Here is a 15,384-nt window from a genome sequence, read left to right on the forward strand (position 1 = left end):
AAACCCTTGGATTTGGGGAATTATTGGTCTCATGAACATTCCAAGTTCGACCATAATCTATCTAATTTATAGAAAATTATATTTAAAAAAGAAGAGGAGTTAAGATTATGAATATAGATTTAACCATACTAATGCCTGTATTATTGCTTCAAGGGATTTTTTCAATTTATTGTTTTGCAAAACTAATAGGAAACCCAGTAAAATATCTTCCTAAATGGCTCTGGGCAATATTATGTCTTAACACCCTTGGCTGCATTCTTTACTTAGCACTGGGAAAGGATGAAGAATGATGGAAAGCCTTCAAGCTAAAGCTGAATACACTTTAGAGCTTAATGCTTTAAACAAAAGCTATGGTAAGTCTCAAGTGCTTAAGGATATAAATATAAAAATTCCTAGAGGCGTTATATATGGATTTATTGGAGAAAATGGAGCGGGCAAGACTACAACTATGAATATTATCTGTGGCTTAAAGAAGCCTACCTCTGGCAAGGTTATCTTTAGAGAAAGGGAATTAAGTTATGATAAAGAGAGAGAAGCTATAGGTTATCTTCCTCAGCAGCCTAAGTTTTATAGCTATATGAAGGTTCATGAGTACCTAGATTTTATTCTTTCCCTTTCTGAAGCGAAGGGTAAAGCCTTTTCAACTGTAGAACTGCTTTCAATAGTTGGTCTTAAGGATGCTTCAAAAAAGACAATAAAGGCACTTTCAGGGGGAATGCTCCAAAGGCTAGGTATAGCAGTTGCCATCTGCAATAATCCTGAACTTGTTATATTAGATGAACCTACCTCTGCTTTAGATCCTGAAGGCAGAAGAGAAGTTATGAATATCATAAAAAGCTTAAAAGAACGAGGAATGACCGTATTTTTTTCTACTCACCTTTTAAGCGATGTAGAAAATATCTGTGATTATATAACTATAATTCACAAGGGTGAAATTTTATCTTCCACTACTCTAGCTTCTCTTAAGGATAAGTATGGAGCCTGCTATTACGAGGTCAAATTCGGTAATAAAATAGAACCTAAAAGCTACCCAAGTTTTATAAAGAATATAAATATCAAGGACGATATAACTCTAATTTACACAAACAATACATTAACCGATGAGAGAGATTTATTTAATTATTTATTATCCTTGAACTCTCCTATAAAAGCTTTCACTAAAAAAGAAGTGTCCTTAGAAGATATATTTTTTACTATTATTAATGGAGGTAACCAAAATGACCTTTAAAGCATACTTAAACAAGGAATTTATAGAAGCAAATAGAGAAAATAAACTAATAATACTATTTATGGGCTTCTTTTTCTTTGGTCTAGCAACACCTCCAATGCTTAAGCTTACTCCAAAGATTTTAGAAAAACAGTACGGTACTGATATGTCCAGTATCTTCAAAACTAATGCAATTGATTCTGTTGCAAATTATCTAGGAAGCAATATGCCTCAAATTTGTGTGTTGGTTTTATGTCTTACTTTAGGTGGAATTCTTTGCAATGAAATATCAAAAGGAGGTGTAATACTTCCCATTACCAAAGGAGCTTATAAAGCTTCTATTGTACTATCAAAATTTAGTTTTTATGCAGTGGTATTATTTATAATAAGTACAATCTCTGTGCTTACTAATATATATTATTCCTTTTTGGTATTTGATGAAGTTTTTCCTTCTATTAAAGCTGTTATGCTATGCTGCCTATTGGTATACTTGTATATATTATTTATGCTTTCAATAATATTTTTGTTTAGCAGTTTATTAAAGAAATCCATGGGCGTTGCTTTAATATCCATGGGAATTAATATTATCCTCACACTTTTAAGCACCTTCAAATACTCCCTAAATCCATTTGCACTTATTACGGAAGCCTCAAAGCTTTCAACAGAGTTACCAATTAAAACCTTGGTGTTAACAGCTGTTTTAACTATTTTAGCATTTATTTCTTCTATATTAATATTTAAAAGAAGAGAGTTTGAAGCTTAGAATTTTCAAAAAATAATGCAGCCACTTTTACTAGTTGGCTGCATTATTATCTTAATTATTTAAAGCACATTCATCGATTCTACGAACTACACCATTAGTATATGAAGTGAAATACTTAGTCCAAAACATATTGGCATTAGGGTTAAAACTTTCAAAATCAACTCCCAACCTGTTATATCCTTCTTCCTTCAATTTTAAAATCGTAAAATTAAGCAAGCTCTGATAAATGTTCTTTCCACGATATTCTGGAAGGCAGAAAGCACCACATATATTGCACATATCAGGGACCTCCGTTGCAAAGTTTTCTCCTCCACCTGCTATCTCTACAAAAGCAATTGGCTTTTCCTCATCTATCGCAACAAACAGTCTTGTATTTCGTGCTTCAGCACGAGTTAACCAACGTTCAAAAACTTCTTGTGTAGAATACATAAAACATGGACTATGCCCTAAGTGCTCAGTTAGCAATTTACGCATTTCTCTTACTTTAGGAATCTCTGCCTTAGAAAGTTCTTCAAAGATAACTTCATTATTGCATTGTATTTCTAAACCTTCCATTGGTCTAATGGCATCAATGCACCTAAGTCCAAAACCATAGGTAAACATGGCATTTACGGCCTCTTGATCATGTGCATATAATGCTATTGAATGATACGTAATTTTATTCTTAACCCACTTTTCAGCAGCTGCTTCATACATTTTTCGGTATACCCTACATCTATTTTCTTTTACAGTGCCATGAGCATGTATAGGTGAAAAGGTTCCCTTTGCCTTAGAATTATATGCACTTTCCCAAGGTTCATAACAGCATAAAAATCCTACCATTCTTCCATTATCAAAAGCTACAACACCTAGTCCATTGTTTGCAAAATGCTCTAAGTCAGGAAAAGTATATATCTCCGGTAATACTTTTACATACTCACGTTCCTCATTGTAATTACTAATAGCAATCAATTTTGCCTCTTCCACATGTTTCAATTCAAAATCAAAAATTTCCATAATAATCCTCCACTTATATACGGAGGGTTTATTCTGCGTGACCCCTCCTTGCACGCACATTATTCATAAAATTTACATTCATTGCGCGAATCCTCTCCTTTCAAAAAAGTATTTATAAAGATGAATCACATCGATCCGAAATATATTTTTAAAACTCTTACGGGTTGTTGTGATAGAATTTAAAAATATAAACTCTATTACGAAGTGATTCATCTATAATAACGCATAAATGAAGTTTCTCATTAATTGCAATTACACATCAAATATCTGAACATTAATCTCTATATCATCGTCTTTCTCTTTTGCTTCTATATATTTAATACCTTGCTTCTCGTAAAACTTTATCCAGAACTTCACTGCTACTTTATTTATTGATATTTGTACAACCTTGTATCTTCCTTTATATGTTTCCATCAGTATTTTAACTGCCTCATTTGCTACGCCTTTATTTCTGAAACCCTTTAGAACAAATAGTTCATGGATCACATAGTTAATATCCTTCGGAACATATTTTCCAGTATTAAAAAGGACAAAACCTGCCACTTCACCTCTGTATGTTATAAAATATGGAGTTAAATCCTCAGATTTAAAATATAGTTCCAAACCATCATATTTAAACTTTCCATCCTCACTAATTTTCAAATCAGCTGCAAACTCCGATAAGTCGTGTAAGTACAAACTGATTAAATTTTCAAGCTTTGCTTTTGATTCTATTGTTATTTTTTCTAATTTTGTTTCCTTTAAATTCATTTTATAAATTCCCAACTAATATATCTTTTATTTACTGACATTATATCTATTTAAAATTCACCTTATATTATCTATAAGCTTATTTTCTTGCCAAATATAATTCTATTGTGTCGTGAATATTGAATAAGTCCCCATTTTTCTTAATAGTATCTTTAATTTCATTTTCAAATAATTGCTTTGTAGTTTTTGGCATAGTTCTATGATCTGAGTAAGTATTTAACAAACAAATATATTGTTCCGCAGAAAACTTTCGCGTCTTATGATATAGCTTCACCTCTAGATCTCTAAAGCCGTAAGCTTTAATGGTTTCTGAAATTCTTTTATACCTTTCACTATTATTCTCTAAAGGCTTATCTGTTGATGGCCAGTATTTTTCATATACCTTTTGAATTTCTAGATGTAGAGAATAATCCTCCTCAGCTGGAGATGGCTTGTTCCAAAATAAAGCTATGGTTCCATTATCTTTTAATAACCTCAATACCTTTGGGTATCCAATATTATCTGGTATCCAATGAAAAGCAGTAGCAGAATAAAGAATATCTATACTGTTATCCTCGCACTGAAAGTCTTCAAAAGAAGTGTTATAAAGCTTATTGCTCTCGACACCTTACAATTATAACATTTATATACAATATATACCATGCATTATAATAAGTCTTCACTATTTGTAATATAATAACATCACACTACAAATAATAAAGACTTAAAAAAATAGAAAATGCACTCATCCAGAAAAGACAAGTGCTTATTATTAGAATACCTTATTAATTTTGATTCATCAATAATATTTAAAATAACAGAAATTAATCATCTAAAGATAATATAATTTTATCAAAGAATTTTTCATGAGTATAAAAACGATCTTTCGCACCATCTACATAATCATCTGTTTTAATGAATTCTTTAAATTCATTGTATGGTATATAGCGATAATCAATTGTTTCTCCTTCTTGTAATTGAATCTTTGTTTTTTCTTTATTTATAAATACTACAAAGCATTTATATATTGATGGAACATTTTTATAAATATGCGAATATACAAAATTTAAGTCCGAAGCATTTACCTCTATTCCTGTTTCTTCCTTTAACTCTCTGATAGCGCCTTGCTCTGGAGTCTCACCTTTCAAGATTGATCCTGCAGTAATTTCCCATTTTAATGCCCATGGTTTATTTTGATGTCTTTGAGTTATTAGTACTTCTTTGTTTGATGTTACTGTATAAATTTCAACAACAATATGATAAACTCCTTCTGGAATTGGTTCATCTCTAAACTGATCATAGCCTAACTTATTGCCATATTTATCATAAGCGTCCCATATTTCTCTCAACATATTTCACCCTCTCCTTAAAATGCAATATACTATTATTTTATGAATCATCATTAATTATTTATAAATTGTACCACTGTATCTGTAAATTTAGTAGGTTCTTCGTCGTGTGCTCTATGATCACTATTATAAAAAGTTATTATACTTCCTTTAGACGAATGTTTTGAATAGAACTCTATTTGTTCATGAAAGCACACTGGGTCATATTTACCTAGTATTAAAAGTGACGGACATTTTAATTCAGATATAAGTGGTATCATATTTTCATTGATTTTACCCTCTTTTTGTAGTCTACAAAGATGTGTTCCACCGTTTTGCCATTGTTCATCAGTAGCATCTGTAATACTATTCACTTCTTCTATTTCCTTTGAAACTTCAATTTGACGATCAAATTTCATAGTAGCAGTTATTAATCTTCGCATATTATCTGTAAGAACTCCAATATCTGAAGCATTGTCTACAAGTTCCCTTATCTCTTTTGCGAACTCAATCATACCTGCTTTTTCTGCAATATTTATATATTTAATATATATAGAATGTATAGACATTGGATAATAGAATGTTGGACATTCAAAAATTACTTTGCCTACTGATGAAGGGTATTTTATTGCATACAAAAGAGCCAGTTCGCCTCCAAAGGAATGTCCCAATACAGACCAACTATCGAAACCTAATATATTTTTTAAATCCTCACAATCATCAATTAGAAATTCTAATCCAAAATTTTCATCATCCTCAATTTTCTCAGAGCGTAAAACACCTCTTTGGTCAAAAATAACCACATTAAAATGCTCAGATAGCTTTATAGCTTGATACCGCAAATCACCACAGCCTTCTCCTGGACCACCATGAAGCATTAAAAGATTACGCTTATGACCTTTATTATAAGTTTCTACGTATATTCTTTTTCCATCTCTCAAAGTTATATATCGTTTATCCATAAAAAACTTCATCCCCCAGTTTGTATAATATCTAGTAGCCCCTGATGATAATCAGAGGCTACAGCTTTTAATCCAATAGACTTTTTTATACTATTGGGACACAAATTTCGCAGTAATGACTATTTATCATTTCCGTAGTATATCGTTCAAGAATCGGTCTTCCCTCATCCAATGCATAATTTCTTTTTGATATCTCCGAAAAAATCTCATTCCATGCTTTTTCCACAGCATCCACTGTATGACTTATTTTAAATACGCAATACTTTCCACCGATAATTTCTCCAAAGTTAATTAAGTCATTTTCAGGCTCAAATTCATCAGAAACCACTATGCATGCATCATAACGACAATCCTTGGGTTCAGTGAACCTTGGATTATCTTGAGCTATACCTAATATTATTGAACTTTCATTAAATAAGTGCTTTTCCTTAGCCCAGCTTTTTAAACTTTCCATTACACTCGCATTCTCTGGACCATAAACACCTGTTCTTCTAATATAAGCAATTTTATATGATGGTATTATTTCAATATTAATGTCCATAACTTACCTTCTTTTTTTATAAAGTACATCGATGCCTGAATTCATCATATATTGCTTTAAAATGTATTTCAACTTAATTTTTAAAATTATTGATTTTTAGTTTTAATTGAAGAGTTGATCATGGCCCTCAATATGGTAACATTACGGTTTTACCTCAAAAATAATTACTTTATTTAGAAATTAAGTCTTAAAGCATTTCATCTTTATACCTTATATTTTTATTTACAACATTCAAAGGATGAAAAACGTTCACTTATTATGTGCAGTATAAATTTAATCTTTCTTGTAAACCACCTAAGACTTCTTCTGGCATTTCCATAATCTTCACATCCTCACCTAGGAAAAGCAACCAATTTATTATCTCCTCCAATTCCTCAGGCTTATTGACGTCAACAAAAGTCTTTAAAATAGCCGTAGATTGATAAGGATTGGTATATGAAATTGTAACTTTTAAAGGATGATATTTTCTGAACTGGGCAATAGCTTTGGACCCAAATTCAACAATAAGGTTAATCATTTCTTCTTGCTTACTCAATTTTTCCAAAATCTTTTTCTTACTTAATCTTTTTTTCATGGAAAAGGTTTTGACATCCTCAAGCTGGTCCACAGGAAAAATAAAATTCTTTTCTTCCTCTAAGTCAAAGCCTTCAATAAGCCAAAGGCCTTTTTCATTATAAAGGTTTAATAAAAAAATCTGGTAAGATTTTATTGTCTTCTCTTCTTTAACATTAATCAATAAATATCTATCCACAAGAAGGATTTGTATTAGTTTTTCTAACAATGGATGTGGAAGGTCTGAAAGCTCAAGAAGATCAGGATTATTAGGGTTTGTTCCTTCAAAAAGCAATATTTGATTTAAAAGAACGAGATCATCTTGCTGGTTCTCTGATATAAGTCCAAGTAATTTTTCAGTTAAAGACTGACGACTCTTTAGATATGGGAGTTGTTCATTCCTTGTAGCCATAAAAGCAATAAAAAGTGCTTTGACTTCATTATCAGTAAAGCGAACAGCAGGCAAAACAGAATTGTGCATAACAAAATACCCACCATCCCTTCCAACTTCCGCAACTAGAGGTACCCCCATGGTCTCAATTTCTCTGATATCTCTGATGGCTGTGGAACGAGAGATATTGAACTCTTCCATGATTTCTGAGATTGTGAAGTTGGCGCGATTGTTTATATATCTCATCAGTATATTAATTCGTTCAACTTTTTTCATACGGTCTCCTAAACAGTATCATTTTTTGACATGATTTAAGAATATTATATACCTATCAAGTAAATAATTTAAGTAATTTGATTAATTTTAAAAAAGGAAGGTTTTAAAAATGGTAGATTATACTCTAGAAGAAAAAGATAGCTTCATTGTTTTAGGTATTGGAACTGAACTTAAGAGCAATTACACAGACTTTGTTGGTTTAAATAAGGAAAAATCAGACTTTTGGCAGTCAATTAGTGAAGATGGAAGACTTGATGCTTTAAAAGCAATAGCTACAAATGACTATATTTTTGCCGTGAACGAAGCGGTGAATAACAAGATGATGCACTATGCTGGTGTAATGTCAGATGCAGCAGCACCAGAAGAAGCTAGAGTTATACAATTCCCTAAAGGACACTATCTTGTTGTTAAAGGTGAAGGAAAAACCGCAGATGAATTGAATAATAAGCTTGCTGGCATTGCCTTTGGTGAGGTCCTACCGGTAGTAAATAATTTTGCATATGTTGGTGGACCTAATGCAACAGTTGAAATTGGACAGGAAAACGGCTTAATTCTTGGAGAGATGTGGATTCCTGTGGTTAAGAAATAAATATATAGAGGAGGCATGGAAATGTCATACATAGTTGATTTTAAAAATGTATCTACAACTGGTTTAGAGACTTCCCCTGTAGCAGATGCGCTTGCAGGCTTACGTGCTAATGAAGCTCGCTATTTTATGAACAAGTACAAACATGAATTTACAGTTATACCCGCTAGCGAAAGTCAGGATACTCTCGATTATGCAAACAGAATTTTGAAAGAAGAACGTGATATTGAGTTTGCAGCCAAACCTTTAGAAACCTCCTGTTTTCAGGTAGAAAATATCAAATTTACATATGTCTTTTATGAGGATGGTCTTAGTATAAACGTTATGTATACAGTTGATGATCCTAAAAAAAGAGCTGTTGGTTTAAAGCTTTCTGAAGGAATGGACGTACCAAAGGAATTAGAAGGAAAGTTTAAGTTTGCTAGGCAGAAATCAAAACTAGCAGGAACAATTCGTGGTTCATTCTTTGTAATTAAAAGAGAATATTAAAGTAGGCTAATAAAATACGATTTTAAGTAAAGATCGTAAAGGCTCTGGCAAAACTTGCTAGAGCCTTTAATTTGTTGCACACCGTTTTATATTCATTATATCTTCTTAGCAGAAAATAGAAAATGAGGCATATCAACGCCACGATAATGCTTGATAAACTTACCTATACAAGTCATTCCGTTTCGTATTGCTACGTTTTGTGATGGTATATTTGTATCTCGAATAATAGAATATACTTCTTTGGCATTTAACTTATCAAAGGCGTATTCTTTACAGGCAATTGCGGCTTCACTTGCATATCCATGATGCCAGTGTTCTTTTTGAAAAAGATATCCCACTTCCATTACCTTGCTACCGTTGTAGTCTTGCATCGACACCCCGCATTGCCCTATCATTTTACCCGTTTCTTTCAGAACAACTGCCCAAAGTCCAAAGCCAAATTCTTTATATCGTTCAATTTGTCTATCAAGCCATCCTTGAACTTCATCAGAGCTGAATGCACCTTCATAAGCATACATTACATCATCATCCTGTAAAATTTTGCAAAGAGCCAAAAAATCCGCTTGAGTCATTTCTCTTAAAACTAATCTTTCAGTTTCTAATATCATGCTACTACCTCCTATAAATTTTATTAAAATCTGTCATACAAATTCTGATTTGTACATTTCATTGATTATAAAGTATTATTTATAAATGTGAAAATAGGCTTAGCCAAGTATTATTGACGAGAAACTCCCCTATCAACTTTGCCAAAATAAAGCAAAAAGGCATCAAAAAACATTTAAAATATATCATATAATTATATTACATTTAAGTGGTATATTATACTGTGGATTATTACAACTTAATTCAAAATTCTATTAACTATATTGAAAGTAACTTACACTCCGTTATCAGTTTTAAAGCACACCTTCATTAGATCGATGGAAAGTTATCAATCAAAAAAAGAATGCCAACAGTGGCATCCTTTTATTTATTATCGAATATATTAAGGTAGTTAGTTCATGTTATAAGCTTTCACCAATCATATGTGCTGCGTGATATGGAACATTTTATAAGAAAACATACTGACATAATTATCAATGCACATTTTGTTATATTGCTTTTAAAATTATATCAGCGTACATTCCCATGCCCTTTTCGCTCTCTTTTTACTTCATACATAGATTTATCTGCCCTTTCAATCAAAACTTCTAGTTCAATGCCATCTTCTTTAAAAAGTGCATATCCGATGCTAGCTCTAAGATTTATTTTATGACCTTCAAATTCGAAAGGTTTTGTAATCTCAAAGTCTATTCTCTGAATAAATGACTTAAGTTCATCTCGATCCATTACGTTTTCAACAATGATTCCAAACTCATCTCCACCAAGTCTGGAAACCGTGTCTCTTTCACGCAAAGCGCTGCTAATTCGCAAAGCAACTTCTTTGATTGCTGCGTCTCCTGCTCTGTGCCCGTAATTATCGTTGATCTCCTTAAGCCCGTCCATGTCTAGTGTAATGATTCCGAACTCCTCTTGTTTTCTTGAAGCCTGTGACAATTTTTGTCTCAATTTATCATAGAATAAAGAGCGGTTAGATATCCCTGTCAGATTATCATGTGTTGCTTTATAAAACAACTCACTTTCCCCATTTTTCATTGCATTAAACATCTCTGCTGCAATGAGTCCAGACATAAGCTCTAGTACTTTGATGTCATCATCATTGAAATGATTAGCTTTAGCAGAAAGAACCTTCAGTACGCCAACCACATCATTCATGCATATTAGTGGCATTACAATCATGGAATTAAGACCGATTTGCCTACATGCAGCTTTATTCACTCTGTCGTCAATTTCAATATCATTGCTAATCAAAGGTATTCTCTTCTCCATACATTCCCCTGAAAGGCTATTCTCAATACCCAATCGTAACCCTAAAAACCTTTTAGCCATTCCAGATGCAGCACTGTAAACCAGTTCCTTTTTCTCAATTAATTCAACAGAAGCACCGTCTGCATTAGTAATAAGCTTAGTTCGATGTGTTACTAAATCCATTATGTTACCAAGATCCATTCCCTGCTGAGCTACTTCAGTCTGTACTTTAATGATTTCTAGTAGCTTTTCATTGCTTACACTATTTTGGTTCAAAACTATCCAACCACCTTTTCTATTGCTGTTGATTATAATCCATTTTCTCAAAATTAATTAGCTTATATAATAAAAATTATACATTAGATTTCTTGTTACATCAATATTCGACACCATTCTAGCACTATTTAAAAGAATTATTCAATTAGATTATTATACCTTCAAAATGATCCATTTCATGTTGAATTATTTGTGCTACAAATCCAGTAAATACTTGTTTTTGCTTCTTAAAATTTCTATCAAGATACTCCACTTCTATGATTTCATATCTCTTTGTTTTTCTAAATCCAATTAAAGATAAACAACTCTCTTCTGTTTCATAAAGCTTTTCTTTCTTTAATATAACTGGATTTATCATTGGCACAATAAGGTTGCCTGCAGCAAATACCAATATACGCTTTTTTACTCCAATCATATTACCAGCCAATCCAACACAATTCTCTAAGTTTGCTCTCAATGTATCTATTAAATCATCAATTACTGCAATATCATTTTTAGTTGCCTCTTCTGATTTTTGTCCTAAAAACAATATATCTTTTACAATTGGTTTTATCATAATTTGTCTTTAGTGAGCGAGTGTATTATTAAGTACCAACTCCTCACTAAAACTCACTTCCTTTCATTTTGTACTATTTTCTACGTATCACATGTTAATAATAATTAGCTATAAGTTCTTTACTTAATACACATCCTTAACTCAAAAAAATTATAACATAAGCCAATGATAGTTTTAATATCATTGGCTTACTTTTTATTTTTCAATCATGTTCTATTTATATTCCTCATAAAATATTGTTCTATACTTTGAAAACATGTATTTACCATAAATTTTATTTCTTCTTCATTTATAATATATGGCGGTATAAAATAGAGTACATTTCCAATTGGTCTTAATAGTAACCCTTTGCTGATAGCAATTTTATAAATTTCATATCCAACTCTCATATCCCATGAATATAGTTCTTTCGTATGTCTATCTTTTACTATTTCAATAGCAGTTATCATACCTATACTTCTCACTTCACCTACATGCTTCGAATATTTTGATTTTTCTAGTGTGAGTTCTCTTATTAATTGGGCTTTTGTACGATTACTCTCAATAATATTATCTTCTTCAAATATCTTAATATTTTCTAAAGCAATGGCACACCCCATTGCATTGCCTGAATAAGTGTGACTGTGAAGAAATGATTTTCGCTCATTATAATCTCCATAAAAGCAATCGTATATTTTCTCTGTTGTCATAACTACAGACATCGGCATATATCCAGCAGAAATTCCTTTTGAAAGACACATAAAATCTGGACTTATTTTAGCATGATTACAAGCAAACATCTCCCCAGTCCTGCCAAACCCCATTGCTATTTCATCTGCAATAAGGTGTATTTCATATATATTGCAAAGTTCTCGGAGCTTCTTTAGATAATTAGGTGAATAAATCTTCATACCAGCAGCACCTTGAACCATAGGCTCAACTATTACAGCACTTATCTCTTCATGGTTTTCAATTATACACTTTTTCATTTTGTCAAAGCACTCAGCATTACAGCTATCTCTAGTACAATTATATCTACATCTATAACAATCAGGTCCATCTACTCTTAATGTATCTAAGAGTAGATGCTTATATATCATATTAAATGCATCAATATCACAAACAGACAAAGCACCTAAAGTTTCTCCATGATATGCATCACTTAATGCAACAAATCTCTTCTTTTTAGTTTTTCCTTTCTGCATATTGTAATGAAAGCTCATCTTCAAAGCTATTTCTACGGCAGATGAGCCATTATCAGAAAAAAATACTTTTGTAAGTTTTTCAGGTGTTATATTTACAAGCTTTTCAGCTAACTCTATAGCAGGCTTGTTTGAGAAATTAGCAAATATAACATGTTCAATACTATCTATTTGTTTTTTTATAGCTTCATTTATTCTCTTATTACTATGTCCTAGTGTATTTGTCCACCAAGATGATATGCAGTCTAAATATTTATTACCTTCGATATCGTATAACCAAACCCCTTCTCCTTTTTCTATAATAATTGGATTAAGCTCCTCATAGTCCTTCATTTGACTACAGGGATGCCATATATATTTTAAGTCTTTTTGTACATAATCATTCATATTCATATTCCATCCTTATTATAGCTCTTCCATACATTCTAATATCTTATGAACACTAAAAGCCTCTTCAGAATTTGTTCTAATAGCTTCAATTGTATTATTCTCTAAATTTTCAATAGTTTTAAGTTTACCTATAACAGGAATTTTAGTGAGTTTTTCTATCATACTGATATTATCATCATAAAGCAATTCTTCTTTATAATTGTTTATTATGATACCTTTAATCTTAATTCCTAAGTTTTCTATATATTTTACTGTCAGTACCGAATGGTTTATTGTTCCAACTCCAGCCTTTGCAACTATAAGAACACTCATATTTAAATCTTTAATAAGATTCTCAAGAACATATAAACCTCTTTCATCATCTATTAAAGGGCATACTATTCCTCCACTTCCTTCAGCAACTATATAATCATATTTGTTTTTCAAATAAACATATTTTTCTTTAATAACATCTAAATTCATAGGATTATTTTCTAATTTCGCAGCAAGATGGGGACTCACAGCCTCTCTATAGATATAAGGTGTTATGTTTTCATAATCCTCTTTTAATTTGCTTACTTTACTTACAAGCTCCGTATCACCTGGAATAAGTTTATTATCTATTTCCACCGCACCACTTAATGCGGCTTTAAAATATGTAGCATTGTAACCATTACTTTTTAAAAGATGCATAAGTCCAGCAGTAATAATTGTTTTACCTACATCAGTATCTGTTCCAACTATAAATATACCTTTAGTCATTCTTCCTAACCTCTAGCTTTAAATCACTTATCATTTTTTTATCGTCACTTATTTTATTGCCTGATGTTGTAAGGTAGTTCCCTGTGATTGTAGCATTAGCTCCTGCATTAAAACAATTTTCACCAAACTCATCAATAAGATTTCTTCCTCCAGCAAGTCTTATAAAAGCTTCTGGATTTATTAATCTAAAAATAGCAATAGTTTTTAATATTTCTTGCTGAGTTAAACTCTTTGCATTTTCTAAAGGTGTACCCTTAATTGGATTCAGAATATTTACTGGAATAGATTTAACCTCTAACTCCTTTAATTGAAAAGCTAGTTTAATCCTATCCTCAAAGCTTTCTCCTAGACCAATTATTCCTCCGGAACAAATATCCAAACCAGCGTTCTTAGCTGCGTTTATAGTATCTATTCTTTCATCATAGCTGTGGGTTGTACAAATATTATCATAATATTCTCTGCTGGTTTCTAAATTATGATGGTACATAGTTATACCCTTCTCTTTTAGCTTAAGAAATTGCTCATATTCCATTATTCCTAATGAAGCGCATAAATCTATTTTTACTTCCTTGTTTAGTTCTTCATATATATCTAAAACCTTCTCAAATTCACTTCCATTAATTCCTCTACCGCTTGTAACTAAAGAAAACCTGTTTACTCCCTCGCTTTCGTTTTCCTTTGCTAATTTTATAGCAGCTTCCTTTGAAACTAATCCATATACCTCAACCTCAGTTTTATAATGAGCAGATTGTGCACAAAACTTACAATCTTCGGAACAACGTCCTGACTTTGCGTTCATGATTGTACAAAAGTCTATCTCTTTACCAGAAAAAACTTCTCGTAATTTATTAGCACTATTGAATAATTGTTCTAAAGCTTCCTGTCCATCAATAGTTGATAGTTTTACAGCCTCTTCAAAAGTAATGTCTTGATTCTCTAAAATTTTTTTCTCGACCTCTTTAATAAATTCTATCATGTTATTTTTTCAAACCTTTCTATTGGACGTATCCACTTTTCTTTAATAATGGCAATATTTTTACTGAAATATAAGCCGCAAATACTGTTAATACCAAATCCCCAGGTATACAAACTACAAAACCATAAAAAAATGCGAAGTAAAAGGTAATATTTTTTCCTAAATATGAGTTATAGCTAATATATAAGTAAACAACCCCAAATAAGTATATAAAAAACAGACCTACAAGCAATATACATATGGCCTTTATAAAATTCAGCTTTTTTACATTCTCTCTTGCTTTTCCTATTACATATGCCGCTACGATAAATCCTATAAGATATCCAAATGTAGGTTTAAATATGTAGCTTAACCCTCCTCCTTCAGTAAATACAGGTACACCAGCAAGTCCTATTAACACATAAACTATTTGCGATAAAGCTCCTAATCTTGAGCCTAAAATTATTCCGGCAAAAGCACAAAATAAATATTGAAGCGTAAATGGTACATATGGTATTGGTATTTTTATAAATGATCCAATTGCTGTAAGTGCTGCAAACATAGCAACTAAAATTAATTCCCGTGTATTTTTCATAAAATTTACTCCCTTTATA

At 31.7% G+C, this 15,384-nt stretch carries 19 protein-coding genes; 5 read left to right on the top strand and 14 right to left on the bottom strand.

Annotated features, from left to right (window positions below; translation table 11 throughout):
* Positions 1–107 precede the first annotated feature (107 nt).
* The 3 genes from J3477_RS03510 to J3477_RS03520 are packed head-to-tail and all read left to right on the top strand — an operon-like array spanning position 108 to position 1,970.
* The gene (locus J3477_RS03510; protein ID WP_206868181.1) at positions 108–290 is read left to right on the top strand and encodes a PLDc N-terminal domain-containing protein; all 183 of its coding nucleotides are present in this window, start codon (positions 108–110) and stop codon (positions 288–290) included.
* A complete protein-coding gene (locus J3477_RS03515; protein ID WP_206868182.1) occupies positions 287–1,228 on the top strand; it encodes an ABC transporter ATP-binding protein in 942 nt (313 codons plus the stop codon). Before J3477_RS03510 ends, J3477_RS03515 begins: the two co-directional genes overlap by 4 nt.
* Positions 1,218–1,970, top strand: a complete 753-nt coding sequence (locus J3477_RS03520; protein ID WP_206868183.1) for an ABC transporter permease — start codon at positions 1,218–1,220, stop codon at positions 1,968–1,970. Before J3477_RS03515 ends, J3477_RS03520 begins: the two co-directional genes overlap by 11 nt.
* Before the next feature lie 51 nt (positions 1,971–2,021).
* Here the strand turns inward: J3477_RS03520 and J3477_RS03525 are convergent, their stop codons facing one another.
* From J3477_RS03525 to J3477_RS03555, 7 genes are all read right to left on the bottom strand, one after another.
* Complete coding sequence (locus tag J3477_RS03525) at positions 2,022–2,966, bottom strand: GNAT family N-acetyltransferase (protein ID WP_206868184.1); 945 nt, start codon at positions 2,964–2,966, stop codon at positions 2,022–2,024.
* A 252-nt stretch (positions 2,967–3,218) separates the two neighbouring features.
* Positions 3,219–3,716, bottom strand: a complete 498-nt coding sequence (locus J3477_RS03530) for a GNAT family N-acetyltransferase (RefSeq protein WP_206868185.1) — start codon at positions 3,714–3,716, stop codon at positions 3,219–3,221.
* A gap of 79 nt (positions 3,717–3,795) precedes the next feature.
* Positions 3,796–4,194, bottom strand: coding sequence for a hypothetical protein (locus J3477_RS03535; protein ID WP_206868186.1), 399 nt, complete (start codon positions 4,192–4,194; stop codon positions 3,796–3,798).
* Positions 4,195–4,519: 325 nt separating this feature from the next.
* On the bottom strand, positions 4,520–5,047 hold the full coding sequence (locus J3477_RS03540) for an NUDIX hydrolase (RefSeq protein ID WP_206868187.1): 528 nt from the start codon (positions 5,045–5,047) through the stop codon (positions 4,520–4,522).
* A gap of 50 nt (positions 5,048–5,097) precedes the next feature.
* The gene (locus J3477_RS03545; RefSeq protein ID WP_206868188.1) at positions 5,098–5,985 is read right to left on the bottom strand and encodes an alpha/beta fold hydrolase; all 888 of its coding nucleotides are present in this window, start codon (positions 5,983–5,985) and stop codon (positions 5,098–5,100) included.
* A gap of 85 nt (positions 5,986–6,070) precedes the next feature.
* Complete coding sequence (locus tag J3477_RS03550; RefSeq protein WP_206868189.1) at positions 6,071–6,526, bottom strand: AraC family transcriptional regulator; 456 nt, start codon at positions 6,524–6,526, stop codon at positions 6,071–6,073.
* A 256-nt stretch (positions 6,527–6,782) separates the two neighbouring features.
* A complete protein-coding gene (locus J3477_RS03555; RefSeq protein ID WP_206868190.1) occupies positions 6,783–7,745 on the bottom strand; it encodes a helix-turn-helix transcriptional regulator in 963 nt (320 codons plus the stop codon).
* A 109-nt stretch (positions 7,746–7,854) separates the two neighbouring features.
* Here J3477_RS03555 and J3477_RS03560 point away from each other — a divergent pair, with 109 nt between their 5' ends.
* Both J3477_RS03560 and J3477_RS03565 read left to right on the top strand, forming a co-directional pair.
* Complete coding sequence (locus J3477_RS03560) at positions 7,855–8,334, top strand: GyrI-like domain-containing protein (protein ID WP_206868191.1); 480 nt, start codon at positions 7,855–7,857, stop codon at positions 8,332–8,334.
* Positions 8,335–8,355: 21 nt separating this feature from the next.
* Entirely contained in the window at positions 8,356–8,820 is a 465-nt protein-coding gene (locus J3477_RS03565; protein ID WP_206868192.1) for a DUF8821 family protein, read from the top strand.
* Positions 8,821–8,915: 95 nt separating this feature from the next.
* On the opposite strand, the gene J3477_RS03570 is transcribed toward J3477_RS03565, so the two are convergent.
* From J3477_RS03570 to J3477_RS03600, 7 genes are all read right to left on the bottom strand, one after another.
* Entirely contained in the window at positions 8,916–9,428 is a 513-nt protein-coding gene (locus J3477_RS03570; RefSeq protein ID WP_206868193.1) for a GNAT family N-acetyltransferase, read from the bottom strand.
* A 508-nt stretch (positions 9,429–9,936) separates the two neighbouring features.
* Positions 9,937–10,947 (bottom strand): sensor domain-containing diguanylate cyclase, encoded by a 1,011-nt coding sequence (locus J3477_RS03575; RefSeq protein WP_206868194.1) that lies wholly within the window; start codon positions 10,945–10,947, stop codon positions 9,937–9,939.
* 145 nt (positions 10,948–11,092) lie between these two features.
* The gene (locus J3477_RS03580; protein WP_206868195.1) at positions 11,093–11,503 is read right to left on the bottom strand and encodes a peptide deformylase; all 411 of its coding nucleotides are present in this window, start codon (positions 11,501–11,503) and stop codon (positions 11,093–11,095) included.
* Between the two features lie 206 nt (positions 11,504–11,709).
* A complete protein-coding gene (gene bioA, locus J3477_RS03585; protein WP_206869648.1) occupies positions 11,710–13,071 on the bottom strand; it encodes an adenosylmethionine--8-amino-7-oxononanoate transaminase in 1,362 nt (453 codons plus the stop codon).
* Between the two features lie 18 nt (positions 13,072–13,089).
* A complete protein-coding gene (gene bioD / locus J3477_RS03590) occupies positions 13,090–13,815 on the bottom strand; it encodes a dethiobiotin synthase (protein WP_206868196.1) in 726 nt (241 codons plus the stop codon).
* Positions 13,808–14,791: a biotin synthase BioB gene (gene bioB / locus J3477_RS03595; RefSeq protein WP_206868197.1), complete on the bottom strand. Its 984-nt coding sequence runs from the start codon at positions 14,789–14,791 to the stop codon at positions 13,808–13,810. The genes bioD and bioB overlap by 8 nt, the downstream gene beginning before the upstream one ends.
* A gap of 19 nt (positions 14,792–14,810) precedes the next feature.
* Entirely contained in the window at positions 14,811–15,365 is a 555-nt protein-coding gene (locus J3477_RS03600; RefSeq protein ID WP_228731197.1) for a biotin transporter BioY, read from the bottom strand.
* Between the last annotated feature and the right edge of the window lie 19 nt (positions 15,366–15,384).

The sequence above is a fragment of the Clostridium zeae genome, from assembly GCF_017312485.1.
Classification (GTDB): domain Bacteria; phylum Bacillota; class Clostridia; order Clostridiales; family Clostridiaceae; genus Clostridium_AR; species Clostridium_AR zeae.

Bases quoted from the DNA above. Each gene is read 5' to 3' on its own strand.
- J3477_RS03510 (WP_206868181.1), top strand. From the start codon at position 108: ATGAATATAGATTTAACCATACTAATGCCTGTATTATTGCTTCAAGGG.
- J3477_RS03515 (WP_206868182.1), top strand. From the start codon at position 287: ATGATGGAAAGCCTTCAAGCTAAAGCTGAATACACTTTAGAGCTTAAT.
- J3477_RS03520 (WP_206868183.1), top strand. From the start codon at position 1,218: ATGACCTTTAAAGCATACTTAAACAAGGAATTTATAGAAGCAAATAGA.
- J3477_RS03525 (WP_206868184.1), bottom strand. From the start codon at position 2,966: ATGGAAATTTTTGATTTTGAATTGAAACATGTGGAAGAGGCAAAATTG.
- J3477_RS03530 (WP_206868185.1), bottom strand. From the start codon at position 3,716: ATGAATTTAAAGGAAACAAAATTAGAAAAAATAACAATAGAATCAAAA.
- J3477_RS03540 (WP_206868187.1), bottom strand. From the start codon at position 5,047: ATGTTGAGAGAAATATGGGACGCTTATGATAAATATGGCAATAAGTTA.
- J3477_RS03545 (WP_206868188.1), bottom strand. From the start codon at position 5,985: ATGGATAAACGATATATAACTTTGAGAGATGGAAAAAGAATATACGTA.
- J3477_RS03550 (WP_206868189.1), bottom strand. From the start codon at position 6,526: ATGGACATTAATATTGAAATAATACCATCATATAAAATTGCTTATATT.
- J3477_RS03555 (WP_206868190.1), bottom strand. From the start codon at position 7,745: ATGAAAAAAGTTGAACGAATTAATATACTGATGAGATATATAAACAAT.
- J3477_RS03560 (WP_206868191.1), top strand. From the start codon at position 7,855: ATGGTAGATTATACTCTAGAAGAAAAAGATAGCTTCATTGTTTTAGGT.
- J3477_RS03565 (WP_206868192.1), top strand. From the start codon at position 8,356: ATGTCATACATAGTTGATTTTAAAAATGTATCTACAACTGGTTTAGAG.
- J3477_RS03570 (WP_206868193.1), bottom strand. From the start codon at position 9,428: ATGATATTAGAAACTGAAAGATTAGTTTTAAGAGAAATGACTCAAGCG.
- J3477_RS03580 (WP_206868195.1), bottom strand. From the start codon at position 11,503: ATGATAAAACCAATTGTAAAAGATATATTGTTTTTAGGACAAAAATCA.
- bioA (WP_206869648.1), bottom strand. From the start codon at position 13,071: ATGAATGATTATGTACAAAAAGACTTAAAATATATATGGCATCCCTGT.
- bioD (WP_206868196.1), bottom strand. From the start codon at position 13,815: ATGACTAAAGGTATATTTATAGTTGGAACAGATACTGATGTAGGTAAA.
- bioB (WP_206868197.1), bottom strand. From the start codon at position 14,791: ATGATAGAATTTATTAAAGAGGTCGAGAAAAAAATTTTAGAGAATCAA.
- J3477_RS03600 (WP_228731197.1), bottom strand. From the start codon at position 15,365: ATGAAAAATACACGGGAATTAATTTTAGTTGCTATGTTTGCAGCACTT.